This window comes from Brevibacterium sp. FME37 (assembly GCF_014897485.1).
Lineage (GTDB): Bacteria > Actinomycetota > Actinomycetes > Actinomycetales > Brevibacteriaceae > Brevibacterium.
The window spans coordinates 18,374-40,150 of record NZ_JABUYE010000016.1 but is presented as its reverse complement, the minus strand read 5'-3'; the positions used below and the strand labels follow the sequence as shown (position 1 = coordinate 40,150).

The 21,777-nt window shown below is 65.4% G+C and carries 27 protein-coding genes and 1 pseudogene; 16 read left to right on the top strand and 12 right to left on the bottom strand.

All coding sequences use genetic code 11. The features are described 5' to 3' along the window. The first annotated feature begins 93 nt into the window (after nt 1–93). The 5 genes from INT29_RS16365 (at nt 94) to INT29_RS16345 (ending at nt 4,850) form a co-directional block, all read left to right on the top strand. Nucleotides 94–525, top strand: coding sequence for a hypothetical protein (locus INT29_RS16365; protein ID WP_193072444.1), 432 nt, complete (start codon nt 94–96; stop codon nt 523–525). 748 nt (nt 526–1,273) lie between these two features. Then, complete coding sequence (locus INT29_RS16360) at nt 1,274–1,762, top strand: hypothetical protein (protein WP_193072443.1); 489 nt, start codon at nt 1,274–1,276, stop codon at nt 1,760–1,762. Next, nucleotides 1,747–3,936, top strand: coding sequence for a hypothetical protein (locus tag INT29_RS16355; protein ID WP_193072442.1), 2,190 nt, complete (start codon nt 1,747–1,749; stop codon nt 3,934–3,936). Before INT29_RS16360 ends, INT29_RS16355 begins: the two co-directional genes overlap by 16 nt. A 28-nt stretch (nt 3,937–3,964) precedes the next feature. Beyond that, nucleotides 3,965–4,174, top strand: coding sequence for a hypothetical protein (locus INT29_RS16350; RefSeq protein ID WP_193072441.1), 210 nt, complete (start codon nt 3,965–3,967; stop codon nt 4,172–4,174). 52 nt (nt 4,175–4,226) lie between these two features. Beyond that, the gene (locus INT29_RS16345; protein ID WP_193072440.1) at nt 4,227–4,850 is read left to right on the top strand and encodes a hypothetical protein; all 624 of its coding nucleotides are present in this window, start codon (nt 4,227–4,229) and stop codon (nt 4,848–4,850) included. A gap of 81 nt (nt 4,851–4,931) precedes the next feature. On the opposite strand, the gene INT29_RS16340 is transcribed toward INT29_RS16345, so the two are convergent. Both INT29_RS16340 and INT29_RS16335 read right to left on the bottom strand, forming a co-directional pair. Continuing rightward, entirely contained in the window at nt 4,932–6,341 is a 1,410-nt protein-coding gene (locus INT29_RS16340) for a type IV secretory system conjugative DNA transfer family protein (RefSeq protein ID WP_193072439.1), read from the bottom strand. A 2-nt stretch (nt 6,342–6,343) separates the two neighbouring features. Continuing rightward, the gene (locus INT29_RS16335) at nt 6,344–6,613 is read right to left on the bottom strand and encodes a hypothetical protein (RefSeq protein ID WP_193072438.1); all 270 of its coding nucleotides are present in this window, start codon (nt 6,611–6,613) and stop codon (nt 6,344–6,346) included. 104 nt (nt 6,614–6,717) lie between these two features. Between INT29_RS16335 and INT29_RS16330 the strand changes: the two genes are divergently transcribed. From INT29_RS16330 to INT29_RS16315, 4 genes are read left to right on the top strand one after another with little or no spacing between them, the layout of a single operon-like run. Continuing rightward, nucleotides 6,718–6,915: a hypothetical protein gene (locus tag INT29_RS16330; RefSeq protein ID WP_193072436.1), complete on the top strand. Its 198-nt coding sequence runs from the start codon at nt 6,718–6,720 to the stop codon at nt 6,913–6,915. After that, nucleotides 6,912–7,703: a hypothetical protein gene (locus tag INT29_RS16325; protein WP_193072435.1), complete on the top strand. Its 792-nt coding sequence runs from the start codon at nt 6,912–6,914 to the stop codon at nt 7,701–7,703. Before INT29_RS16330 ends, INT29_RS16325 begins: the two co-directional genes overlap by 4 nt. Further along, entirely contained in the window at nt 7,700–7,897 is a 198-nt protein-coding gene (locus INT29_RS16320) for a hypothetical protein (RefSeq protein WP_193072434.1), read from the top strand. Before INT29_RS16325 ends, INT29_RS16320 begins: the two co-directional genes overlap by 4 nt. Beyond that, complete coding sequence (locus INT29_RS16315; protein ID WP_193072433.1) at nt 7,890–8,447, top strand: hypothetical protein; 558 nt, start codon at nt 7,890–7,892, stop codon at nt 8,445–8,447. The genes INT29_RS16320 and INT29_RS16315 overlap by 8 nt, the downstream gene beginning before the upstream one ends. A 32-nt stretch (nt 8,448–8,479) precedes the next feature. Here INT29_RS16315 and INT29_RS16310 read toward each other — a convergent pair whose 3' ends face one another. Then, complete coding sequence (locus tag INT29_RS16310) at nt 8,480–9,214, bottom strand: helix-turn-helix transcriptional regulator (protein WP_193072432.1); 735 nt, start codon at nt 9,212–9,214, stop codon at nt 8,480–8,482. A gap of 91 nt (nt 9,215–9,305) precedes the next feature. Here INT29_RS16310 and INT29_RS16305 point away from each other — a divergent pair, with 91 nt between their 5' ends. Together INT29_RS16305 and INT29_RS16300 are read left to right on the top strand one after the other, a co-directional pair. Next, on the top strand, nt 9,306–10,175 hold the full coding sequence (locus tag INT29_RS16305) for an NAD(P)H-binding protein (RefSeq protein ID WP_193072431.1): 870 nt from the start codon (nt 9,306–9,308) through the stop codon (nt 10,173–10,175). 68 nt (nt 10,176–10,243) lie between these two features. Next, a pseudogene (locus INT29_RS16300) lies at nt 10,244–10,519 on the top strand (helix-turn-helix domain-containing protein); the annotation flags it as partial. Here INT29_RS16300 and INT29_RS20795 read toward each other — a convergent pair. Both INT29_RS20795 and INT29_RS16295 read right to left on the bottom strand, forming a co-directional pair. Next, nucleotides 10,418–10,732: a Chromate resistance protein ChrB gene (locus INT29_RS20795; protein WP_413463168.1), complete on the bottom strand. Its 315-nt coding sequence runs from the start codon at nt 10,730–10,732 to the stop codon at nt 10,418–10,420. The pseudogene INT29_RS16300 and the gene INT29_RS20795 overlap by 102 nt on opposite strands. A gap of 118 nt (nt 10,733–10,850) precedes the next feature. Then, nucleotides 10,851–11,297 (bottom strand): MarR family winged helix-turn-helix transcriptional regulator, encoded by a 447-nt coding sequence (locus tag INT29_RS16295; RefSeq protein WP_193072430.1) that lies wholly within the window; start codon nt 11,295–11,297, stop codon nt 10,851–10,853. 45 nt (nt 11,298–11,342) lie between these two features. On the opposite strand from INT29_RS16295, the gene INT29_RS16290 reads away from it, so the two are divergent. Both INT29_RS16290 and INT29_RS16285 read left to right on the top strand, forming a co-directional pair. Next, nucleotides 11,343–11,702, top strand: a complete 360-nt coding sequence (locus tag INT29_RS16290) for a VOC family protein (protein WP_226842108.1) — start codon at nt 11,343–11,345, stop codon at nt 11,700–11,702. Next, nucleotides 11,699–12,901 carry an MFS transporter gene (locus INT29_RS16285; protein WP_226842106.1) on the top strand — a complete coding sequence of 401 codons (1,203 nt, stop codon included), beginning with the start codon at nt 11,699–11,701 and terminating at the stop codon, nt 12,899–12,901. The genes INT29_RS16290 and INT29_RS16285 overlap by 4 nt, the downstream gene beginning before the upstream one ends. Before the next feature lie 67 nt (nt 12,902–12,968). On the opposite strand, the gene INT29_RS16280 is transcribed toward INT29_RS16285, so the two are convergent. The 6 genes from INT29_RS16280 to INT29_RS16255 form a co-directional block, all read right to left on the bottom strand. Next, nucleotides 12,969–13,880: a threonine/serine dehydratase gene (locus INT29_RS16280; protein ID WP_319020927.1), complete on the bottom strand. Its 912-nt coding sequence runs from the start codon at nt 13,878–13,880 to the stop codon at nt 12,969–12,971. A 178-nt stretch (nt 13,881–14,058) separates the two neighbouring features. Continuing rightward, a complete protein-coding gene (locus INT29_RS16275; protein WP_193072428.1) occupies nt 14,059–14,928 on the bottom strand; it encodes an alpha/beta hydrolase family protein in 870 nt (289 codons plus the stop codon). Between the two features lie 12 nt (nt 14,929–14,940). Then, the gene (locus INT29_RS16270) at nt 14,941–15,756 is read right to left on the bottom strand and encodes a VOC family protein (RefSeq protein WP_193072426.1); all 816 of its coding nucleotides are present in this window, start codon (nt 15,754–15,756) and stop codon (nt 14,941–14,943) included. Next, a complete protein-coding gene (locus INT29_RS16265) occupies nt 15,753–16,217 on the bottom strand; it encodes a DUF1801 domain-containing protein (protein ID WP_193072425.1) in 465 nt (154 codons plus the stop codon). Before INT29_RS16265 ends, INT29_RS16270 begins: the two co-directional genes overlap by 4 nt. Nucleotides 16,218–16,361: 144 nt before the next feature. Next, complete coding sequence (locus INT29_RS16260) at nt 16,362–17,714, bottom strand: FAD-binding oxidoreductase (protein ID WP_193072424.1); 1,353 nt, start codon at nt 17,712–17,714, stop codon at nt 16,362–16,364. A gap of 31 nt (nt 17,715–17,745) precedes the next feature. Continuing rightward, nucleotides 17,746–18,459 (bottom strand): TetR/AcrR family transcriptional regulator, encoded by a 714-nt coding sequence (locus INT29_RS16255; protein ID WP_193072422.1) that lies wholly within the window; start codon nt 18,457–18,459, stop codon nt 17,746–17,748. Nucleotides 18,460–18,561: 102 nt separating this feature from the next. On the opposite strand from INT29_RS16255, the gene INT29_RS16250 reads away from it, so the two are divergent. Both INT29_RS16250 and INT29_RS16245 read left to right on the top strand, forming a co-directional pair. Then, complete coding sequence (locus tag INT29_RS16250) at nt 18,562–20,031, top strand: MFS transporter (protein ID WP_193072421.1); 1,470 nt, start codon at nt 18,562–18,564, stop codon at nt 20,029–20,031. A gap of 17 nt (nt 20,032–20,048) precedes the next feature. After that, entirely contained in the window at nt 20,049–20,426 is a 378-nt protein-coding gene (locus INT29_RS16245) for a DUF4440 domain-containing protein (RefSeq protein WP_193072419.1), read from the top strand. A gap of 131 nt (nt 20,427–20,557) precedes the next feature. Here INT29_RS16245 and INT29_RS16240 read toward each other — a convergent pair whose 3' ends face one another. After that, the gene (locus INT29_RS16240) at nt 20,558–21,181 is read right to left on the bottom strand and encodes a TetR/AcrR family transcriptional regulator (RefSeq protein WP_193072416.1); all 624 of its coding nucleotides are present in this window, start codon (nt 21,179–21,181) and stop codon (nt 20,558–20,560) included. A 40-nt stretch (nt 21,182–21,221) separates the two neighbouring features. Here INT29_RS16240 and INT29_RS16235 point away from each other — a divergent pair, with 40 nt between their 5' ends. Beyond that, nucleotides 21,222–21,752, top strand: coding sequence for a GNAT family N-acetyltransferase (locus tag INT29_RS16235; RefSeq protein ID WP_193072415.1), 531 nt, complete (start codon nt 21,222–21,224; stop codon nt 21,750–21,752). Nucleotides 21,753–21,777 lie beyond the last annotated feature (25 nt).

Genomic DNA, 21,777 nt, shown 5'->3' with positions numbered 1-21,777 from the left:
CCCGCGCTGAGCGCGGGACTTCCCGCAGACCCGCCAGGCCGTTAGGCCTGGCCGAAAGAATCACGAACTCAGCATCAATGTAAGGAGAGAACGATGACCACCTACACGACAAGCAAGGCCGCCGAGCTCGCCCGCCGACTGGAGGAGCAGGAGGCCGAGAATCAACGGCAGCTCGAAGCCATCCGGGCCGAGCAGGCCGCCCACGACAAGGCTCTCGACGACGCGCTGACAACGAGCGGACGGGCGCGCGTCGCGCTCGTCGAGGAACTGCTGGAGCAGTTCGGCATCGACACAGTCGAGCTCGAACAGCGGCGCAACAAGCGCACCGGCGAGGTGATCCTGGACAGGAAGACCGGAAAGCCGAGGACGGTCGATCCCGACCCGGACGAGACGATGCGGATGCAGCGGCTCAAAGCGGCCATCGACACGGCGGTCAAGGCGTCTAAGCCGATCACGCCGCCAGTGCCGACGGCGGTGCCCGGCAAGGTCGGAAGCAGTGTCGAGGCAACATCCAAAGCGTCGTAGCTACAGGCTCGACGACCGCCCAGAAGCCCCTGTGATCAGTTGATAGCCGGGGCTTCTTCGTACCTCAAAGCAAGGATGGCCATTGACGGGTGCGTTGCGGACGTTTCGAGAGTGCGAATAGGTCATCAATGGGCCCCAACTCTCCATCCCTCCAGCGTTAGTCATTCCCGGGTCCAATCGAGCCTCGATTTGGACGCAACGAGCCCTTCAACGGGCGAAGGGGCCAACTCCCCCGACGTGTCGGTCATATCCGGATACCGTCGGCATCTTTTTCGGTCGTCGACTGGTCGGCGATGGGTCCGAATAGGCCACTTTGTTACGCGGCGTCATTGGGGTCGCACGACTGATTAATCGCACCCGATGACGGCTGCGGATCGACATCGAAGCATCGCGGCAGACGCCTGCGAGGCCCTGCTGCCACGTCTGGTTCCCGTCGACTCCTGCTTCTATACTGCGCGGCGTCGCCAGCAGATGAGCAGGTCGTCGCGAGCAGGCCACGAGCGGGTTCGCAGCCGAGCGCGGAGCGCGAGGGATGAGTACCGGGGGTCCATGGGGGCGCAGCCCCCTGGCCAGCACAGCACTGATTCGGACGAGCGCTTGCGCGACGTCTGATATCTGGGCTGATTGCTGGCTATGTCGCCGCATCGATGCCTCTTTCCTGTACATACCGACAACCAGACGGTATAATTTCGGTAGATGCTTTCATTGACCGCAATGTACAGATGCATCTCAGGGGAGGCGGATTTCGATGGTCACGGTGAAGCGGGCGCAACCAAAGAGCACCTCGAAATACGTCGCCGAAGTGTTCACGCGACTGACCTCCAAACAGGCGCAGCGCCTGGCCGCGGTGCAGGCGATGGAGCCGGCGCTACCGAGCCGGCCCGACGCCGTGCGCCGCCTTATCGAAGCACTCGATGATGACGACCTGGACAGGGCCGACGCCGCCGAAGGCAAGGAGGCCCTGTCGGGCAACGACGTCGACACGATCGTCGCAGCAATGGAAGATCGGACGCGGGCGTACAACGAGCTCACCAAGCAGGTGCACGCGATAGGCGTGAGCTGCAATCAGCTCGTGAAGCTCGGGCACCAGATCAATCTGGGAGCCGCAGGAACCATCCCGACGGAGGCGGTCGAAGGCATCGGGCGACAGCTCTCGGCGGTCAAGGATCGCACCTCGGTTCTCGCTCACCAGGATGCCTACGTCGAGTCGGTGGTGACCTCGTGTCTGCCACAGTGAAACACATTCCGTCGACGTCGTCGAGCAACCTCGATGCCTACTTGGATCGCGAGAAGGAGGGCAACGACCTGCCCCGCGTGCTTTACCAATCCGGCCAGCACTGCCGGCCGGAGACTGCGGCACAGGAGTTCCGGGCACTGCGGGAGATGCACGGCCAGCAGGGCGCGGTGCGCAAGGTCGCCGCCAAGTACAAGGAGCCCGAGGACCCGGCCGACGCGACGCACATCAAGATCGGCAAGAACTGGCGCGCGGCGAAGCCCGGTGAGACCGCGACGACTATTCGGATTGCTCCCGAGGTGCCCTACGTCAAGCGCGACGAGGCCAAGCACTTCGTCTTCAGCTTCGACCTGGCGACGGTCAATCCGCAGGACCCTCAGCAGACCCAGCGGGCCTTCGAAGCCGTCGTCGCCTTCCGCGAAGAGCACATGCCGGGGACGCAGTCCAAGTTCGTCGCCCACGGTGACGCCACCGGTTCCAAGATCGCGATCGAGCGCGGCGAGGGCGGCAAGTTCCACGTCCACGAGGCGATGAACGCCGTCGTGCACACCGACATGGTGGTTGAGGGTCGGCAGTACAGCCGGGGGCAACGCGTTGCCGGCGCGATCACGCACGTCGACACCTACCGCGCAGCCTGGGATCAGTTCCTCGAGGCCCGCGGCCACGAGTTCGGGCTGTCGCCGCAGGACCGCTCGGTGTTGCCGGAGGTCGGCAGCTGTGAGTACCGGGCTGTGCGTCACACGGAGCAGGACTTCTGGGCACGAGAGCGTGGCGAGATCTCCGATCACGACCGTGCCCGGCGCGGTATCGAGACCGGGTATGCAGGGCTCGCCGCGGACCCCGCGAAACTGGCCGGACTCGACGACGCCGAACGCATTGAGCGTCTGGCCGCAGAGGTCGCTGCCACAGGCGATGTCGCGCTGAAGCTGAGAAGGACGAATGCCTGCGAGGTCAAGATTCGCTCCTTCGTCGTGCCGGGTAGGACGCAACCGATCGCCAGCACGAAGCTCGGAGATCGCTACGCCAATGCGACCGCCACCGTCGGCGGGGCACAGGAGCAGCTCGACTATATCGCGCAGGGAAGCTGGAAGCCGTTCGCACGCGGCGAGGTCGGCCCGCCGAAAGAGATCGAGAGACTGCCGGACGCGGAGGTCGCGATACTGCAGCGCGCTGCCGACGGCATGGCCCGTGCAGAGCGCCAGGCCCAGCAGACCGAGTGCGAGCCGCCTCGACATCAGCCCCGACCGAAGACGGTCACCACAGCAACTGAGGTGCTCAAGCCCTACGAGCGCGACTTCGGCCGAGAGCTGGCCGAGGTTCGTCGGACACTCATCGATGAGCACTTGCGGCAGCACCCGACCGCGGATCCAAGGGTCGCCGCGCAGATGGTCGATGGGCAGCTCTACGCACATGCGTTGGAAGGCTCGCTCAAGACCGACCTCCAGGCGGTGCGCGCCGAGCTCACGCAGCGTCAGAAGCCGGCAGAACAGGAGTATCCCCGCAGTGCTGGCCGTACGTCCGAGGCAGCTTCAGCCTCTCCGGACAAGGAGCCCGCAGAAGATCGCGCCTCGCAGCCAGAGCGGTCGCCGGAGCCGGCAGCCCCCAGGCCGAAGCGTCCGACGCCGAAGCGCGATGAGCGCCGGGCACGGGTCCTGAGCATGGAGGAGCGCCGCAGTGCGGAGCTGATCGCCGTAGTGCGCAGCGAGAGGGCCGACGGTGGGGCCTACGTCGACTTCCAGATTGCCACACCCGAGCCAGGAGAGCGCCAGCGACCAGGTCTGCACCTGTTCGCCGAGAAAAGGACGCGCAGACAGAAGGACGGCACCGACCGCGAGGTCATGCAGACCTGGACGCAGCTGACCGCCCAGCAGTACGACCGACTCAAGATTGCCGCCGGCGAGAACTGCGTCAAGACCGAAGGGAAGACGGTCTATGGCCTGGCCTCCGACATCGGGATGCCCAGGCAGGGCGGTCACGTCCCCAACCCCAACACGTTCCAGTCCTCCAGTCGGGAGCTGATCGGCCAGGACGTCCTGGCCGATCAGCGATCTTCTGAGGACCGCGGGCGTGCGGCCGAGCGCACCGACAGGCAGACCAGGAAGAACAAGCCGAGCGCGTACGAGATCGTCTCGAAGGCTCACGAGGGCCGCGACCGCAATCGGAGCATGAGCCGATGACGAGGAGACGGAGAGGAGGTGATGACCGATGAACAGGGTGACTGAGATCGAGGTCCGGGGCCTTGAGTCGAGGGCGGACTTATTCGAGCGCCAAGCGAATGACCGGGAGGCGGAGACTCCGATGCTCCACCGATCAGTGAGCGGGTACTACGACTCCCTCGAACGGATCGACCGCTACCGCCGGCAGGCACGGGACCTCCGCGCCCAGGCGCAGCGTCTGCGGCGCAAGACGTCGTAGCTCCGATCGAAAAACCGACTAAGAGGCAGACAAGAGAGAAAGGACAGCAATCATGGCTACCGAGAGCGCCATCGACCAGCAGGAGATCGACGAGGAGAAGGCGGCCCAGATCCGTCACCTGCTCGCCGAGGAAAACGAAGAGGCGGTCAAGCACCGCTTCGGGGAGCAAGAGTTGAATTCCCCCGAGTACCGGCAGGCGCAGAAGGAACTCGCCCAGCGAGCCAGCGCCAGGACCAAGCGATTCAAAGCTGAAATCGAGGAGCAGGAGCAACTCGATCGCGAGCGTGAGGCCGAACTCGAGCGTCAGAAGGCAGTCGAGGGCCAGGCCCAGGAGCAGGAGACAGAGCAGAACCAGGACCAGCAGGTCGAACAGGATCACGACCGCGGCCAGGAGAAGTCCCGTCCGGAGCAGGATCGCTCCGAGCAGTCTGCCGATGTGCCGCGAGCGGATCAGCAGGTCAAGCGCGACGGCCAGAACAGGGCCGGTGCCGAAAGCCAGCAGCAGGATCGCGTCGGCAGCGTGCGCCGGCAGGCTTCTGAGACGACTGGTGCCGACACGGCCGATCAGGGCGATTCCCAAGCCAAGGAGAGGCAGCGCCCGGAAAGTACCTACGAGCAGGTCTCCCGCGCCCAGCGCGAGAGCCGGGAAAGGTCGGCGCACGGCATCGATCGATGAGACCCGATGCCACCGGGCGATCACGGTGAACGCGCACGAGAAGGCCCCCGGAGCAATGCTCCGGGGGCCTCTTCTTGACCGTCAGGCGACCCGCTTCGACGTGAACGGGATTGCGCTGATGTCGACGAGGGTCACCATCAGTCCTTTCTCGTGGATGCCGTCATGATCGACCTCGGCGAGGTTGGGGCGACGGCCCCGCAAAAGCCGTCCCTCGTTACGCGTCTTCGGGAGGAAGTCCGACCCCTGGAACGCCTCGACCCGCTCTGAGGTCTGCGACTGCTTGCCGAGGTGGTCGACCGTCGTCTTCTGCTGCTCCGTCTGGCCGTACCACCAGGCCGCCTTCTCGAGGATCTCCTTCTCGGGAGCGCCGACGAGGCAGAGCACTGCGGGCCAAGTGTCGCGCAGCGCCGTCATGCCCGCTGAGCCGTAGCGCAGCTCAAACTGGCTGGTCGCCTGCACGGCGCAGAGCAGGTTGATGCCCATCGCCCTCGACTCCGTGACCACGGTCGGGAGTTCCTGCCACGGCATCGTGTTGCACAGCTCGTCGACCACCAGGAGCAGGCGGGGCAGCTTCGTCTTCTCCGTTTGGTTCGACCGCCAGCGCTTGGTGATGGCCCCGGCGGCTCCGACTGCAGCACCGGCGGCGACACCCGTGGCCGGGGCCACGATGAACAGCGTCGCCCCCTTGCGCTCGAGCATCTTCGGCGTCAGCGGCGGTGTCGTGCCGTCACCACGAACGGTGGAGCGCAGCCATGGGGCGACGGCGGCCTTCATCGTGATCATCACGTTCGAGACCTGCTTCTCGTCCTGCACGGACGCGGAGAGCAGCTCCTCGGACAGGATCGCCGAGACCTCCTTGAGGCGATCGATCGCGGTGACCCAGCTCGGCGACCCATCCTCCGCGCTCTCGCCCTTGAGCCTGCTGACTGCCGAGCGCGCCCAGGCCATGCCGTCCGGACCAGCGGCCCGCAGGATCGCCGCCAACGGAGCGGTCGAAAGAGTCTCGAAGAACTCTGCGGTCCCGTCTCCGCCGCCACCCGAAGCGCCACCGGACCCGGCCGAACCCGACTGCAGCAGAATCGTCGCGAGGTCGAGGGCGTCGTCGTCGCTTTCCACGAGCGCGGTGGGGTCGACGACCACACGCGTCACGCCCTCGGGCAGCTGGTCATCGGGGACCTCTCCTGAGAGGTCGAGGACAAAAGTGCAGCCCTTGCCGCCGCGGGCCAAGCGCATCTGCAGACACTCCTGGATCAGATCGGGCTTGCTACTCACGGCGACCACTGGACCGTTCCACATGAGAATCGCGGGTGCGAGCACGCGGCGGGTCTTGCCCGAGCCGCTGACTCCCGACACCAGCAGATGAGGGGCCGTCTCAGCCGGCACACCGTCAATGAACCCGCCGAAAGGGGTGGGCGGACGCGTGTAGATCAGTGCCGTCTCCGCAGCGACGGCAGTTCTGGCTGAGTGCGTGACCCTCTTGCTGTTGAACATGGTCATCTCTCCTTCTTGTTGTCGTCTTTCGCACCCCAGCGGCGCGCGATGTTTCCACGTCCGGCGGCGCTGATGCGTTCCCGCTCATCGGCTGCTTCCTCGGCGACCAACTCTTCGACCTCTGGCGAATCAATGCGTAGGAGGCCGTACCGCAGACACGCACGGGCCAAGAGCCCGTTCCCGATGCCTCGGGAGCGCGCCTGCTGGCGAATCGATTCGCGATCGCCTGTCGTTAGGGCCATCGTCTGCTTGGCGTCCAAGGACCTGCTCATCGACGCTCCTTCTCCTGCCTCGTCGGTTGTTCCACACCCGTCGTGGGTATAGTATTATGGTACACGTTTTCCTCGACCATTCACTACGACCAAGGAGGCCCCGAATGGGCAAGTTCATCTTTCAGGCGGTCATCGGGCTGGTGGTCGTCGGCACGATCTTCATCTTCGGGATCGTGGTCGGGGGCGGCTTCGCCAACGACGTGGCTGAGATCGGCGTGCAGAGCCGCATCGTGGACTGCCTGCCTCTGGAGACGGAACAGGAGCTCGAGGCCTGCCTCGACCAGCCCGAGGATGCGCCGTGAGCACGACCCGGTGGGAGAAGGAACGGAGCGCCTGGCTCAAAGCCCGAGTCGGGCACCGACTCGGCGCGAGGCGTCGGGCCGAGCAGCTCGCTGTGACCGCACGGCAGCACGAGCGGCTGGAGGCCGGCGTCGGCGACAGCGCCTTCGGCGAGGTCACGACCCGCAACATCTTCTACCGCAGCGTTCACCGCGAGGAGGGCGCTGCAAACCTGGCCGGCTGGTTGATCTGGACGCTGATCTGGATGTCCGCGACCTACGTGCTCGTCGGGCCTGCGCTACTCATCGGCCTCGGGGCATACGGCCTCTGGTGGCGGAAGGTCGAGGGGTGGGGCCGAATGCGGAGCATGCCGTACTTCAAAGCCGCGGGAGCCGTCGCGGCGGTCGGCGTCGCGATACTGACCGCCCACTCCCTGCTGGCGACAGAGGGCGTGGCCCGCGTCCTCGTCGGCTCCTTGGAGGTCTGGCCACTCGCAGGCGGCGCAGCATTCCTGACTGTCTACCTCTGGCTGCAACTCGTGCTGGGTCTCGTTCGCGCCGGGTGGCGCGTGCGGGCCTGGGGCTGGCCCGCAGTCGCTCGGGTGGAACGGACGGCGGCGACGGCCGTCCAGGGGGTCGAACTCGAGGTGTTCGAGCACGCCGAGCTGGAGGAAGCGCCGCACAACGACGCACCGGCCATCGCTCCCATCGAGATCAGCGTCGACGACGAGGAGCTCGAGGACTGGATGGTCGAGGAGCAGGACGAGCCGGTGTACGCGGACGAGAACGAAACAGAGAGGGAAAGACCATGAATTCAATCGAAACGGTGATGAGCGTCCTCGCGACCGCGGGACTCTGGCTCGTCGTGGGCGGCATGACACTGCTGCTCCTCATGGTGCTGTTGTCGCGGACAGGGCGCACGGTGCTGAGAGGTCTCGGCGACGAGCTCGAGATGGAACTCAACGACGTCATCAATATCAACGAAAGGACCCAATCCCATGACTGACCACCAGAACATCAACATCAACGTCGAGCGAGGCGGAGGACCGGAGAACCATGCGTGGACCGTGCTCGGCAGCCTGCTCGCCTGCGGAGCCGTGGGCATGGCCGCCTGGGCGATCTCGAACGCCGGAATGCTCGACATGGCCGCCACCGGCCTGTCGTTCTTCTTCCTTCAGCTCGTGACGATGCTGTTCAAGGCCGGCCTCATCGTCGTGCCGGAGAAGAACAGCTCGGACTTCTCCGAGTCACGAAACATTCTCAAGACTCTCTGGCGGGAGTTCCAGGAATTCCAGGGCCGCTCCCCCATCTGGCGCATGGCGCTGCTGGCGCTGGGCTTCACCCTGGCCTACATGCTCTTCAGATTCGGTCTGTCCGTCGCCCTGGGAGTCTTCGGAAACATCTGGATCGCCGGAGCTGCTTCTGCCCTCATCGCTTCGTTGATCGTCTCCCCGAAGCTCTTCTCTGGGATGCTCTCGAAAATGAAGAGCCGCAGTGGTGTCGAGATCAAGACTCGTTCTGCGGAGCCTGAGGCCGAGGAAGGTGGTGTCGCATGATGATCACCTTGATTGCCAGTGTAATCGCGGCTCTAATTGTACTGACCGGGGACATCAGTTGAGTGTTCGTCGCTTGCTCCGAAGTTGCTTGTGAGCCAATCCTCGATCGAGGCCCATGGGAAGGCTCGCGGATCATGCGACCCGGGCGAGATTGCGGCTGCCTCCATACGGTCGAGGCGGAAAATGCGCCAATCCTCGCGTGTGAGGTCATAGGCAATGAGATACCAGCGCTGCTGACGCAGGAGATGTCGATACGGTTCCACGGTCCGATGCGAATGACGACCATACTGGTCGGTGTAGTCGAAGGTGAGCCGCGAAGCATTCGCGACGGCGTCAGCGATCTCCCCGACGAGGTGCCAATCCACGGACGCCGGAGGCTCTCGCAAGACCTGTGTTGAGAGCGCAACTGCCGCAGCACGCTGTTGAAGCTTTCTGGGCAGCACCTGCTCGAGCTTCGCGCGCGCGGTCGCAGCGGTGGCGTCGTCGGGCGACCATGCCTCGAGAATCAACAGGCTTGTGATGATTGTCGCGACCTCGTCCGCCGTGAGCAGCAACGGTGGAATCTTCATGCTCGGCCGCAGTGCGTAAGCAGCGCCTGGGCCCGGACGGGAGCGGACATCGTAACCCATATCGCGCAGACGCATGGTGTCCCGCCGCACGGTTCGTTCGCTCACCTGCAGACGATCCGCCAAATCGCGACCGCCCCAATCGCGCCCCGACTGGAGCAGCGCCAGCAACCTGAGTGATCGTGTCGAGGGGTTGTCCATGGATCCATGTTCCCAGAAAATGCGGACAGGATCAGGCCTGATCTGCATTTAGCGTGGTAGGACGACATACGAACGGCAGAGAGAACTCACCATGAAGATCGCCATCACAACTCCGCAAGGCAACGTTGGTCAACACCTGACGCGCATGCTCATCCGGGCCGGAGTCAGACCGCTATTGCTTAGCCGCCACCCTGAGAACGTCTCCACGGCCCTTGCCGAGCATGTGGACCTAGTGAAGGCTGACTCACGCGACCCGAACCAAGTGGTCTCTGCTACTGCTGGTGTCGATGCGATCTATTGGGTCGACCCATCCACTGACTCCCCTGATCCGCTGGGCGACTATCGCCGTGCGACGGAGTCAATCGTCGCCTCGGTCGAGGCGAACCGCATCGGACGGGTCGTCTTTCAAAGCAGCGTCGGCGCGGAAAAGCGTCATGGCGCGGGCGAGATCGACGGCCTCGCTGAGACGGAGGTCGCCCTCGACGCCTGTGATGTGGATGTCACACACCTGCGGTGCGGTTTCTTCTTCACGAATTTGTTGTTGGACCTGGCATCGATCAAGTCCGGGCGGCTACAGACCGTGCTGCCACTCAACTCGCCGATGAGCTGGGTCGCCCCACGAGACATTGCTGAGGTGGCAGCGCTTATCCTATTGAATCCAGAGTGGTCTGGACGCCATGTTCGGGCAGTTCACGGCCCCGAGGATCTGACATGGTCCCAAGCGGCGACGATCATTTCTGAGGAGCTCGATCGGGTGGTTCACGTCGAGCGCATCAGCGATGCCCAGATGCGTGACCAGTACCTTCAGGTGGGCATGTCACCCGGCATGGCCGACGCAATCCTGGGGATGTCCACCGGCCTGCGTGAGGGGTTCGAATCCGAACAAAACCGTTCAGTACTCACCACCACACCGACGCGCCTGCGCACCTGGATCCATGGGGAGCTCATCCCGCTTCTCTGAAGAACTCGGCAGACCGGATCAAACGCTGGGCGGCCCCGCGCGGGGCCGCCCAGCTGAATATATGAGAACTGATTTCACACGCCAACGCTGCCCTGACTCCGCGTCACCGACTCAAAGTCGCTCGCCTCGTCGTCGAGGATGGGTGGCCCATCAGTGAGGTCGCAGCCCGCTTTCAAGCTTCATGGCCGACCGTCAAGAGATGGGTCGGAAGTTTTCTCGCTGGGGAGGCCATGCTCGACCGCTCATCGCAACTCAAAATCTCGCCGAACAAAACGCGGAAGGCAGTAACAATACGGTGCGTGAGCCTGCGAATGCGGTTGAGGGAGGGGCCGGTTCAGCTCGCTGCCCCGGGTCGGCAAGACCAACACGCTTCCACAGCCGCGATCAGCCAGCTCCACCACCTTCGGCACCCCGTCGGAGAAGGGCGGCGTGTCGGGAACCGTCCACACGCTGGAGACGACAGGTGCCGCGCCGATCTTCCGCAGCTCCCACCATACGCCGACCCTCGTCCGGGATGCCGCGCCCGTCAGCCTGACGACAAGAACCAACCAATCCATATGGTCAGAACACTGTGCTACCGGAGGACATTTAACACCTGTCACCGAATCAATCTGTGGCGCAGGCGTCAGCCGCGAACCTATTTGCCTGAAGGTGCCGATCAATGACTCCTGGACATCACTCGCTGTTCGCTGCAGCCGCCAGGCACTCCGCTAGGTCTTCGCGCAACCGTCGCTGCCGCTCCAGAGACAGGGGCGAGAACAACTCCTTCTCCGCGGCGCGGGCGGCAGCACTGGCATGACGAAGTACCGCGCGGCCGTCATCGGTGAGCTCGCTCGGCAGCGCTCGGCCATGTGGCGCTTGGCTCGGCCGGGCAAGTAGCCCGCGCTCCTGGAGCCGGCGCAGGACGAGATTCATCGACTGCCGGCTCACGAAGGCACGTCGAGCCAGTTCCGAGCTCGACAGCCCGGAGTTGCGCCCGAGTAGCTCGAGACACGCGTACTGAGGAACCGTCAGCTCCATCGGACGCAGCGATTCCTCCATAGCCGCGCGCATCGACGCGTGCACCTGCTTCAGGACGTAGCTCACTGACAGATCGAGATCACCGACTACCTCTTGACTCATGTCAACATTGTGACATAGCGTTCGTGTCAACACATTGACATCAAAATGAAGGAGCAGATCATGGCCGGCAATGTCACATATTTCGAGGTGCCCAGCAACGACATCGAAGCGACGCAGCGATTCTGGGGCACGCTGTTCGGCTGGACATTCCGCGAAGGCAACTTCCCCGGATACTCGATGATCGACGGACCCAACCCTCTGGGCGGAGCACCGCACGAGGAACCGTCGCGGCACCCGCGGATCTTCTTCTCCGTCGACGACATCCACGCGGCCGTGGCCCGTGTACGCGAACTGGGCGGCACTGCCGAGGACCCTGTGACGATCCCGTCCGGCGCGTTCGCTCACTGCGTCGACGACCAGGGCGTGGAGTTCAGCCTCTCCCACGAGCCCGGAGCGCAGGGTTGACCCAGACCGAGGACGCTCGAACAGCCGCTCGGCCATCGGGCTTGGTCAAGTCGCTGCTCCCGCTGGCCGTGGCGACGTTCGCCGTCGGGACCGACGCGTTCGTCATCGCGGGCCTCCTACCAGCGATCGCCGCCGATCTCGAGGTTGGCACCGCGGCGGCCGGACAGCTGGTGACCGTGTTCGCACTGACGCTGGCGATCGCCGCGCCGGTGCTGAGCTGGCTGCTGAGCTCCCTCGATCGCCGGAGGGCGCTCCAGCTGGCGCTGGCAGTGTTCGTCGTCGGGAACATCGCGACCGCGCTGAGTCCGAGCTATTCGATCATGATGACGTCCCGAGTTCTCACCGCCCTGGGAGCTGCCACGATCACCGCGCTGGCTTCCAGCGCGGCCGTCGCAATCGCGCCCGAGGAGCGCCGAGGCCGGGCCATGGCGCTGGTCATCGGCGGCTTGACTCTATCGACCGCGCTGGGTATGCCGTTAGGCAATCTGATCGGGAGCGTCGACTGGCGACTGACGTTGTGGGCTGTGGTCGGCCTCGGAGTTCTCGCCACGTTGGGAATCTGGGCGTCGTTGCCGAGGATCTCGCTGCCGGCCGTGAGCCTGACCGCTCGGCTCGCGCCATTGCGACAGACCAAGGTTCTCACGATCCTGGCGGCGACGGCGCTGGTCATGGCAGGGCATTACACCGTCTACACCTATATCGGTGCGATCACCGCCGACGCTACGTCCGGCTCGTTTCCACACGCTCTCACTCTGATCCTCTTCGCCTGGGGCCTGGGCGTCCTGTCCGGCAACTTCCTCGCCGGTTCCTGGGTCGACAAGATCTCTGGTGAAAAAGTCGCCGTGGCCGCACTCAGCGGCGGTGCCGTAATGCTCGCGATCAGTCCGCTCACGGTCGACCATCTGGCGATTGTGGTCGTCTGGGCGCTGGTCTGGGGAGCAACCGATGGGATGGCATCAGTGGTCCAGCAGCACCGACTGGTGATGATTGCCCCGGCTTCCGCTCCCCTGTTGTTCGGGCTCAACTCCTCGGCGATCTACGTCGGAGTCGCGATGGGAGGCATCCTCGGCGGAATCGCCCAGGAGTGGCTCGCCATCGCGTTGCTCGGCGTGCCCGCGGCCCTCATGGCCCTGCTGGCCACCCTGCTCACCGTCATTCAGGCACGGACGACACAGGATCAAGAAGAATTGCCAGCATAGGTCGTCCGGATGCCGCCGATGGTCTTGACGTCATCGACCGGTCAGCCTCGAGCGGTGTTCGCATCTTTTACATGGGTGCGGCGTCGACCCACCCGCGGTAGGTGTCAGTGTCGACGTTGCTGCCACACACGATGGTGACCACGTGCCGGCCGGCGAAGCGGTCGCGGTCTTCGAGGATGGCCGCGATGCCGAGGGCGGCCGATGGTTCGACGACGAGCCCGGCATGCTCGAAGATCATCCGCATGCCTGTCATGATCGAGGCCTCGTCGACCAGGACGGCGTCGTCCGCGACAAGAACGAGGTCGTCCAGCACCGCGGGGATGGGGTGTCGGCCGGCGACGCCGTCGGCAATTGTGTCGGTCGGCCCGGTGGTGACGACGCGGCGCTGGTGCCACGAGCGCGTCATCGCCGGCGCGCCCTGCGGCTGGACGCAGATCATTTCTGTCCCTGGTGCGCAGGACTTCACTACATGGCCCACGCCAGTTGCTAGCGCTCCGCCGCCGAGAGCGATCAGAACGGCGTCGAACGACGGCAGCGTCTCCACCAGTTCCAGTCCGATGGTCGCCGCGCCCTCGCAGGTCTCGACGTCGAGGCTGTCCTCGACCAGGCGGATGCCCTCATGCTCGGCGATGGCCGCTGCCCGCTCACGGGCCAGCTCGTGGTCGCCGTCAACCAGTTCCAGCCTGGCTCCCAGAGCTCGGATGCGGTCGAGTTTCGTCGCCGTCGCATGCCGGGACGCCACGACAGTGACGTCGAGTCCTCGTTCGCGGCCGGACCAGGCCAAGGCATGACCGAGGTTGCCCGCACTGGCGCACACCACGGCCTTTTCGCCTCTGGCGGCGAGCTGGCTCGCTACCAGCTCGGTACCGCGGGCCTTGAAGCTGCGGATCGGGTTCGCCGTCTCGAGCTTGATGCTCACCGTGCACCCCAAGACCGGCTCCAGCGCCTCGCAGCGGTACAGCGGCGTGTCGAGGAACACGGGGTCGATCACCTCTCGAGCCGCGCGGATCCGAGCCGTGTCGAGGCGCGTCGGCGTTGTGACGCCTGCGCCTCGCACTACTGGCGCATTGTCTGTTGGTGGTCGCGTCATGCCCGGAGCTCGATTCTTTGATCGTGGACGACGGTGTCAACGTTCCGATTCTCGTCACACAGTCCGCTCATGTGGGGGCATCGAAGACCGAGTCGAAGAATCCGAGCGCATCGGCAGCAACCCGCGGACGTGCGCCGTGCGGGTCGTCGTTCTCGGCCCTGAAGTCGTAGTGGCCGACGTCTGGTCCGACGCTCTCACCGGTCGCCGTGGGGATGGCGTCCAGGTAGACGAGGGCGTTGTCCTCGGGCGGGGCGATGTCGTCGGCCCCGCCCCACCGAACTCGAAAGGGGGCAGTGATCGACTCGAGACTGCCGATGTCGAGCATCCGGCCGATCGCCGGCGCGATGGCGAAGCCGGCGCGGATCCGTGGATCGGCGAAGCTCTGCGCGCTGTCCCTGACGATCGCGGCGAGCTGCTCGTCGGAGTAGCTGGCGCGCAGCACAGCGATGAAGCTAGGAAACTCCGGCACCTCAGGTGCCTGCAGTGCACCGTGGAAGACCGCCTGCGTCACTGCCCGATCGATCCGAGCGCCGAGGATCCCGGCGACAGTGTACCCGCCGAGCGAGAACCCTGCCCCGCCGATCCTTGTGCTGTCGACCTCGTAGGACTCGATGAGATGGTCCAGTAGGAAGGAGAGGTCGCGGGGGCGTTCCCACACGAACGCGAAGCCTTCGACGAGGTACTCGTCATTGGCGTTGTTCCCGTGATGGTCGACCGCGGCTACGAGATAGCCCGCCGTGTTCAAGTGCTCGGCGAGCCAATCGAGGTCCTCGGCTGCGCCGCCGGTCCCGTGGGACAGCAGGATGGCCGGTGCGGGGACGTCCGGTTCTGGAGGTGCCCAGATCCGGGTCACGATGGGGCGCACTCTGGATGGGGCGGACCAGTGGGGCCGGGAGGCGTCGTACAGCGTTGCGACGGCGGGTGGCTGCGGAGCCATGGACCTCTCCAATCACTTCGAGGTCGACAGATTCCAGCGAAAGCCGTCCGGGTCCGCGAAGTGACCCGAGCCCGACCCTGCCTCGTGAGCTCGCGGCGTTGCGGAGCGGCTGCCGGACGAGTCGGCGACGGCGATGAGCTGTTCAATGTCCTCGTTGGTTGCAGCCCGGTGGCTCAGTGTGAGTCCCCCGGTGCCATCGCCGGGGTCGTTGATGCCAACGTCCTTGGCCAGGACGCCCCGCTGCATCAGGCAGAGACGTACCGCACCATCGACAGGGTGGAAGTCGATGTACTTATTCCCGTAGTCACGATCGGTTTTTAATCCCAGTGCCTGGTAGAACGCCCGTGATGCCTTGGGGTCTTTGACGCCGAGGATGATGCTGATCTCGGTGGGCCGAGGTGCCGCTGCGGCCGGCCCCTTGTTCTTGTTGGAGTCCGCAGCGACCTTCCAGATCGCGCCGTCGGGCGCTCGGAAGGATCCCGAGAACGACCCGAACAGGGCCTTCTTGGCCGGCTTGAGCACCTGTGCACCAGCGTGGGCGGCGGTGTCCATCACCGCCTGCACCTCGGACGGCTGGGCCAGCGCGTAGGTGACGACGTATCCCGGGAACGACGACGATGCGCCCTCGCCGCCGCTGCCGACAGTTGTTGCTGATGCCAGTTCGAAGCGCCCGGTGCCGTGCATGTCCACTTCGACAGACCCGGCGCTCTTGCTCATCAGCGGGCCGAAGGCTGCGGCGTAGAAGTCCTTGGACGCAGCAGGGTCTCCTGCGAGGGTGACGACGTCCAGGGCGAACAGTGTTTTTGTGTGACGGGTCTGCTCGTTCACCGGGCGGCCTTTCTGATCAGTGTCTCCAACTCGGCCCAGGCGGCCTCGGTCGGTTCGGTCAGCGCGTAGGAAGTCGCCCAGAGTCCGCTGGTGTCGTCGAGGTCGGCTTGGACGCTGAATCCGAAGGTCGAGTACCGCTCCTTGTCGCCCTGCCCGCTGCGGAAGAAGCACAGAACCTTGCCCTTCCTCGCATACCCGGGCTGGCCGTAGTACAGCTTCGGCTCCAGATCCGGAGCGCACGTGGTGACGATGGCGTGCACCCGTTCGGCGAGACTGCGGTCGGGCTCGGACATCTCGGCGATCTTCGCTAGCAGGGCCGCCTCGTTCGCGGCGGCCTTCTCGGCGGCCTTGCCGGCGCGGCCCTGGGCCTTGAGCTCCGCGGCGCGTTCCTTGATCGCGGCGCGCTCCTGCGCCGACATCGTGTCGTCATCAGTCTGGGGATGGGCTGTCTTCTCAGTCATTTCTCTCTCCTCTTTTGGTGGTGTGAACTTTGGTGCTTCGAGGCTATGGGGAGCCTGATCGTGGTGCTTCTCGATTCCTGACGGATCCTTCACGAGCGACAAACAGCGGGTAGCAGTCGCATCCGGTGCTGGCAGTCGATGCGTTCACCGGCCATCGAGTCGTCCTCGGGCCGGCCGGTGCAGTCGGTTCGGGTCCACGCGTGCAGTGATGCTCGTAAGTCTGCTCAGGTCATCGTGCGCGTAGCAGTCCTGGGTGGGGGCGGTGCTCTGGTTGTCGCCGAACAGGAAGTTGAGCACGCGCCCGCTGGGTTCGATGCTCAGCGACCGCAGGAGGCTGCCCTGCTCATCTGCAATGGATGCGGAGTCGTCAGTAGGGCCGGGGCCGGTGATGATCCGGGCGAGGTAGTCAGCGCCGCGGTTGCCGATGGGTGTGCCGCCGTCGGGCGCAGTTCTCATCGCCCCGCCGAGGCGGTGGATGAACACGAACTGTGGCCTGTCCTCGGCCCTTAGCTCGTCCCTGTGGGTCGTCAGTGCTTCTGCGTTGATGCCTGACGTCGCCATGGCGTCGCCCTGGAACGCGTGCGGCCCGGTCGGCTCGCGGAACACTTCCGCCAAGTCGGCCGGCTGTGTCGGTGCGAGACGCGCGGACTGATCCACGAGCCCGCCGAGGGCCTTGACCTGATCAGCTGCCTCGGTCTCGGTGCCCAGCGACGTCACATAGATCGACGCGGTGCGCTTGCCCCGGATGACCTCGGGCAGGCTCGGCATGTCGGGGAAGGCCTTCAGCGACAGGAACGCACCCATCTGGTCGGGAATGCTCGCCGACCACGTGACGAATCGATCAGCGATCTCCGCCCAGTCGTCGCTGACGACGGGCAGCACCCCGGCCCAGACATGGTCGATGGGAAAGAGTCGGCAGGTCATGCGAGTGACAACGCCGAGCTGGGCTCCGGCTCCGCGGACGGCCCAGAACAGGTCCGGATCGTCCTCGGCACTCACGCGCCGCAGCCGTCCGTCGGGGGTGACGAGGTCGAGGTCGACGAGGTGGTCGGCGGCGTAGCCGAATGCCCGTGACAGCGGTGAGATCCCTCCGCCGAGGGTGTAGCCTACGGCCCCGACCGTGGCGGCCGTGCCGTTGAGTGGGGCCAGCCCGTGCCGCGCGGCTGCGGCCGTGACCTGCGCCCAGGTGGCACCGGGCCCGATCTCGGCTGTCCGAGCCTCCTGGTCGATCCTGATCTCCGACATTCGGTGTGTGCGGATGAGCAGTCCGCCAGTCAGTGATGTCGCACCATGTCCGGTGTTGGTCACCGACACCGGCAGGCTCTGTTCGGCGGCATGGCCGATCGCGCGGGCCACATCGTCGCTGCCGAGCGGCTCGACCGTCAGCTCGGGACGGATCGTGACGGCAGTCTGCATGCAGTCCGTGCCCGCTCCCCCGTCCTCCGCCGTGATGGGGCCGCGGAAGCCGGGTATCGCCGCAACGTGTTGCTGGCTCATGGTCGTTCTCCTCTCCAAGTGGGGACTGTGGTCATGAGGTGGGCTCGGGTCGGGCGCGAATCCGGAGCTCGAGGCCGTCGAGGAAATACGCGAGACCCCGGGTGAAGTCACCGAGCCAATCGTCATCGTCGAGATAGCGGTGGCCGGCCAGGGTTGGATAGCGGTCCGCGTGCTCCTGCAGTAGTGCCTGCCCGACCTCGCGGTCGTGGTCGCTGATGTTCAACGTCGCCTCGGTCGAGGCCGAGCCGAAGATTAGATTGTGCAGCGTCCACATCGCCGCCGACAGCTCAGCACCGGCCAGACCCGCGCGGTGCAGGGTCGACATGACCAGCTCCAGCTGGTCCAGGTAGCTCGGGCCGAAGCTGGGACGAGACGCCGCCACCGGCGCGACCCAGGGATGGGCGACCAGGGTCGCCCGCCACGCAAGGGCGATGGCTTCGATGCACGCCCGCCAATTGTTGTGTTGCGTTCCGGTCGGGGCGTCGGCCTTCGCGAAGACGTGATCGACGGCCAGGTCGATAATGTCGTCCTTGGTCTTGACGTGCCAGTACAGCGACGGGGCGACGACGCCGAGTTGCTCGGCCACACGCCGCATCGTCAGTGCTTCGAGGCCGCCGCCGTCGAGGATCTCGACTGCGACGTCAACGATCCGCTCGCTGGTCACCGGTGGCTCGCCGCGCCGGCTGCGCTGCGGGCGCAGCCATACATTCGACGGTTCTGCGCGCCCTTCACGGGGTCCTGGCATCCGATCGCCCTCCTTGACTCGTCACCGGGTCCCGGTGTCCTGCTAGACTAGACTAACACTGTTCGGGATACGTGACCACTGTTAGGGAGACGAGAGTCGAAGATGGAAAAACGAGAAGAATCGTCGGCGCACTGGTGGACGTTGGCACTGGTGGCGATGGCGCAGTTGCTGGTGGTCCTCGACGGCACCATCGTCAACATCGCCCTGCCCTCGGCCGATGTCGAGCTGGGCCTGGGCGAGGCCAATCGGCACTGGGTCATCACCGCTTACCTGCTGACGTTCGGTGGGCTGCTGCTCATAGGCGGTCGCGTCAGCAGCGCCATCGGGCACCGGCGGGCGTTCGTGATTGGCCTGATTGGATTCGCGGTTCCGTCCCTGATCGGCGGACTGGCCTGGAGTGCGGAGATCCTCATCGCCGCCCGAGCCCTTCAAGGGGCGTTCGCCGCTCTGCTGGCACCCGCCGCCCTGTCCTTGCTCGCGACGTCCTTCACCGAGGCCAGGGAACGGGGCCGGGCCTTCGGCGTTTTCGCCGCCGTCGGCGCAGCCGGGTCGGCCATCGGCCTGCTCCTGGGCGGGGCACTGACCGACTTCGCCAGCTGGCGCTGGTGCCTGTACATCAACGTCCCGATCGCCGTTATCGTCGCGCTCGGTGCCGCTGTCATCCCGCGGATGCCGGGAGTCAAGCAGGCCGGTCGCATCGACGTCTTCGGCGCGCTGCTCAGCGCCGGCGGCATTGCCTCGATCGTGATCGGCATCAGCCAGCTCGACGGGCAGCAGACCTCGGGGCCCGCCGTCGCAGCCCTGATCGGAGGCGGTCTCGTCCTGCTCGTCGCGTTCGTCTTCGTCGAGCGCGCGGTGGACAACCCGATCCTCCCGTTGACAATCCTCACCAACCGCGCCCGCGCCGGCTCGTTCATCGCGATCGCGCTGATATTCCTGGCGATGTTCGGTTTCTACCTGTTCATGAGCTACTACATGCAGGCCCAGCTGGGCTACTCGCCGCTAAACGCCGGACTCGTGCTGCTCATCCACGCCCTCGCCGCGCTGATCGGATCCATGATCATCGCCGGGCGACTCCTCGGTCTCGTCTCACCGGCGGCCTTGGTGGTGAGCGGCCTCCTCGCCGCCGCGGCCGGACTGGCCGTCCTCACATTCCTCGACGCCGAGTCGACGAATGTCCTGCCCATCTACCTAGTGCCCGCCATGGTGCTGACAGGCCTGGGGATGGGCCTGGTGATCGCCGCTACCGCGAGCACGGCCACCGAGGGCGTCGCCGTCCACGAGCTCGGGGCTGCATCAGCGGCCTACAACGCCTCCCAACAGCTCGGTGCCGCGATCGGCGTCGCCCTACTCAACACCGTCGCCGTCATCTCCAGCACCGCCTACCAGGCCACCGGCGCGGCGAGTGACGACGGGGCCATCATTCACGGCTACACCACCGCCCTGACCGTCAGCACGGGGGTCCTGGTCGCCGCAGCGATCCTCGCCGGCCTCCTGCTGCGACGCAGATCGAGCGGCTCTGAGCACCTTCCGCTTCCTGAGCACCAGACCGAGCCGACCCACGGCTCCTGACAGAGAGGAACACAGAAATGAACACCCACGAGAAGCTCGACTCCCAGCAGTTCTTCGACGCCTACGCCGCCGCGATGCTCGCACGAGACGCGAAGGCAATCGCCGGCCTCTACGCCGTGCCGGCCCTGGTCGAGTTCCCCGGCCAGGCTGTGGCCGTCTCTGACTCATCGCAGACCGAGCAGTTCTTCGCGGCCTCGTTCGGCCAGTACGAAGACGTCGACAACGTCACCGCTGACATCAGAACGGTCGCCGAAACCGGCCACAGCTCCTGGGTCGAGGTGAGCTGGTCCTATGACGGCGTCCCGGCTGAGCGGTTCATCTACCAGCTTGTCCAGACCTCAGACGGCTGGCGGATCGCGGTGCTGACGCCCCTCATCGAGGACGAGCCGCAGTAGGTTCTGCCCTCGATCCGCTACGGGGCACGACCGGCCGGCTGCGACTCCGATCCCATCTTAGTCGCGATGGCGTCCAGGTCGACACACGTCGACCTGGACGCCGTTGCTGCTGTGTACCGCGGCTCGACCATCTACGAGTCGGGCTGCATTGTGAAGCCGTGGTGGAGCAGCGCTGCCAAACCGGTGGCGACGATCTGGTGCGCACTATCGACATGCTCCGCGTGCAACTTGCCATACAGCGGGGCAATGGACGCATCGACGGGGCGGGATCGCTCATCGTCGGACACGGGTGTGGTCGTCGCACTGCCGATGACGAAGTTCGACAGCGCGTAGGAGGTGCTGAGCGGATCCGGCACGTTCACGTCCGCCAGCAGGCTGCACATGCGCTCGGACAGACGCAGGTAAGAGGGTCCTCGCGGGGCATGGAAGCCGATGACCTGACAGGCCCACGGATGCCGGAGCAGATGCCGATGGAAGGCGAGCATGAGGTCCTGAATGCCCATCTCACCCATCCCCCGCTGCACGTACTCGTCGTCGGTGAGAGCTTGGTCGAGAGCGAGGTCGAACAGGTCGTCGGCCGAGTTCAACCGCGAGTACAAGCTCGCCGGGGCGACGCCCAGCCGGGCCGCCACCGCTCTGACCGTCAGCGCTCGGAGCCCGCCAGCATCTAACAGTCCGACAGATTCGCGGGCGATGGCCTCCACGTCAACCGCTCGCGCCCTTTGCATGGGCTTGCGGTGGTCCCAGTAGCTCATTGAGCATCCCCTCCTATGCGAACTATGTTAGTTTAAGGATATGCTCGATGCCGCTTTTCTTCCATTGCGCAACGATCACGTGCGCCTGCGCCAGCTTCACCATGGCGATGCCGCTGCTTATGCTGCGGGGACGGATGACCCCGCCGTCCAGAGGTACGGGCACCTGCCGGAGCCCACCTACACGCCGACGTCCGTGAAGACCCTAATCGATGGCGAGGTTCGCGCCGGACTCGAGCGCGGCGATCTGGCAGTCCTCGCGATTGCCAAGGCCGAGACCGACGAGTTTGCAGGTAGCCTCGTGATTTTTGATGTCTCCGGGGACCAAGCGGAGGTTGGCTTCTGGGTGCACCCAGATCACCGCGGAGGCGGCGTCGGTACTGCGGCGCTGGACCTCGCAGCGCAGTTCACCCACCGCAGCGGCCTCAAGCGGCTCACAGCTCGCACAGCCACCGACAACGTCGGCTCTCAGCTTGTCCTCACCCGGGCCGGCTTTGTGGAGACCGGTCGTGAGGTGGGAACCGCGCCATCGGGTCACGACCTCGCGCTCATCCAGTACGAACGCATAACATGAGTCATTCGTGATAGGAACCGTGGGA

Excerpts from the sequence above, each read along its gene's own strand:
- INT29_RS16365 (WP_193072444.1), top strand. The coding sequence starts at position 94 with ATGACCACCTACACGACAAGCAAGGCCGCCGAGCTCGCCCGCCGACTG.
- INT29_RS16360 (WP_193072443.1), top strand. The coding sequence starts at position 1,274 with ATGGTCACGGTGAAGCGGGCGCAACCAAAGAGCACCTCGAAATACGTC.
- INT29_RS16350 (WP_193072441.1), top strand. The coding sequence starts at position 3,965 with ATGAACAGGGTGACTGAGATCGAGGTCCGGGGCCTTGAGTCGAGGGCG.
- INT29_RS16345 (WP_193072440.1), top strand. The coding sequence starts at position 4,227 with ATGGCTACCGAGAGCGCCATCGACCAGCAGGAGATCGACGAGGAGAAG.
- INT29_RS16340 (WP_193072439.1), bottom strand. The coding sequence starts at position 6,341 with ATGTTCAACAGCAAGAGGGTCACGCACTCAGCCAGAACTGCCGTCGCT.
- INT29_RS16335 (WP_193072438.1), bottom strand. The coding sequence starts at position 6,613 with ATGAGCAGGTCCTTGGACGCCAAGCAGACGATGGCCCTAACGACAGGC.
- INT29_RS16330 (WP_193072436.1), top strand. The coding sequence starts at position 6,718 with ATGGGCAAGTTCATCTTTCAGGCGGTCATCGGGCTGGTGGTCGTCGGC.
- INT29_RS16320 (WP_193072434.1), top strand. The coding sequence starts at position 7,700 with ATGAATTCAATCGAAACGGTGATGAGCGTCCTCGCGACCGCGGGACTC.
- INT29_RS16315 (WP_193072433.1), top strand. The coding sequence starts at position 7,890 with ATGACTGACCACCAGAACATCAACATCAACGTCGAGCGAGGCGGAGGA.
- INT29_RS16310 (WP_193072432.1), bottom strand. The coding sequence starts at position 9,214 with ATGGACAACCCCTCGACACGATCACTCAGGTTGCTGGCGCTGCTCCAG.
- INT29_RS16305 (WP_193072431.1), top strand. The coding sequence starts at position 9,306 with ATGAAGATCGCCATCACAACTCCGCAAGGCAACGTTGGTCAACACCTG.
- INT29_RS20795 (WP_413463168.1), bottom strand. The coding sequence starts at position 10,732 with ATGGATTGGTTGGTTCTTGTCGTCAGGCTGACGGGCGCGGCATCCCGG.
- INT29_RS16295 (WP_193072430.1), bottom strand. The coding sequence starts at position 11,297 with ATGAGTCAAGAGGTAGTCGGTGATCTCGATCTGTCAGTGAGCTACGTC.
- INT29_RS16290 (WP_226842108.1), top strand. The coding sequence starts at position 11,343 with ATGAAGGAGCAGATCATGGCCGGCAATGTCACATATTTCGAGGTGCCC.
- INT29_RS16275 (WP_193072428.1), bottom strand. The coding sequence starts at position 14,928 with ATGGCTCCGCAGCCACCCGCCGTCGCAACGCTGTACGACGCCTCCCGG.
- INT29_RS16265 (WP_193072425.1), bottom strand. The coding sequence starts at position 16,217 with ATGACTGAGAAGACAGCCCATCCCCAGACTGATGACGACACGATGTCG.
- INT29_RS16260 (WP_193072424.1), bottom strand. The coding sequence starts at position 17,714 with ATGAGCCAGCAACACGTTGCGGCGATACCCGGCTTCCGCGGCCCCATC.
- INT29_RS16255 (WP_193072422.1), bottom strand. The coding sequence starts at position 18,459 with ATGCCAGGACCCCGTGAAGGGCGCGCAGAACCGTCGAATGTATGGCTG.
- INT29_RS16250 (WP_193072421.1), top strand. The coding sequence starts at position 18,562 with ATGGAAAAACGAGAAGAATCGTCGGCGCACTGGTGGACGTTGGCACTG.
- INT29_RS16245 (WP_193072419.1), top strand. The coding sequence starts at position 20,049 with ATGAACACCCACGAGAAGCTCGACTCCCAGCAGTTCTTCGACGCCTAC.
- INT29_RS16240 (WP_193072416.1), bottom strand. The coding sequence starts at position 21,181 with ATGAGCTACTGGGACCACCGCAAGCCCATGCAAAGGGCGCGAGCGGTT.
- INT29_RS16235 (WP_193072415.1), top strand. The coding sequence starts at position 21,222 with ATGCTCGATGCCGCTTTTCTTCCATTGCGCAACGATCACGTGCGCCTG.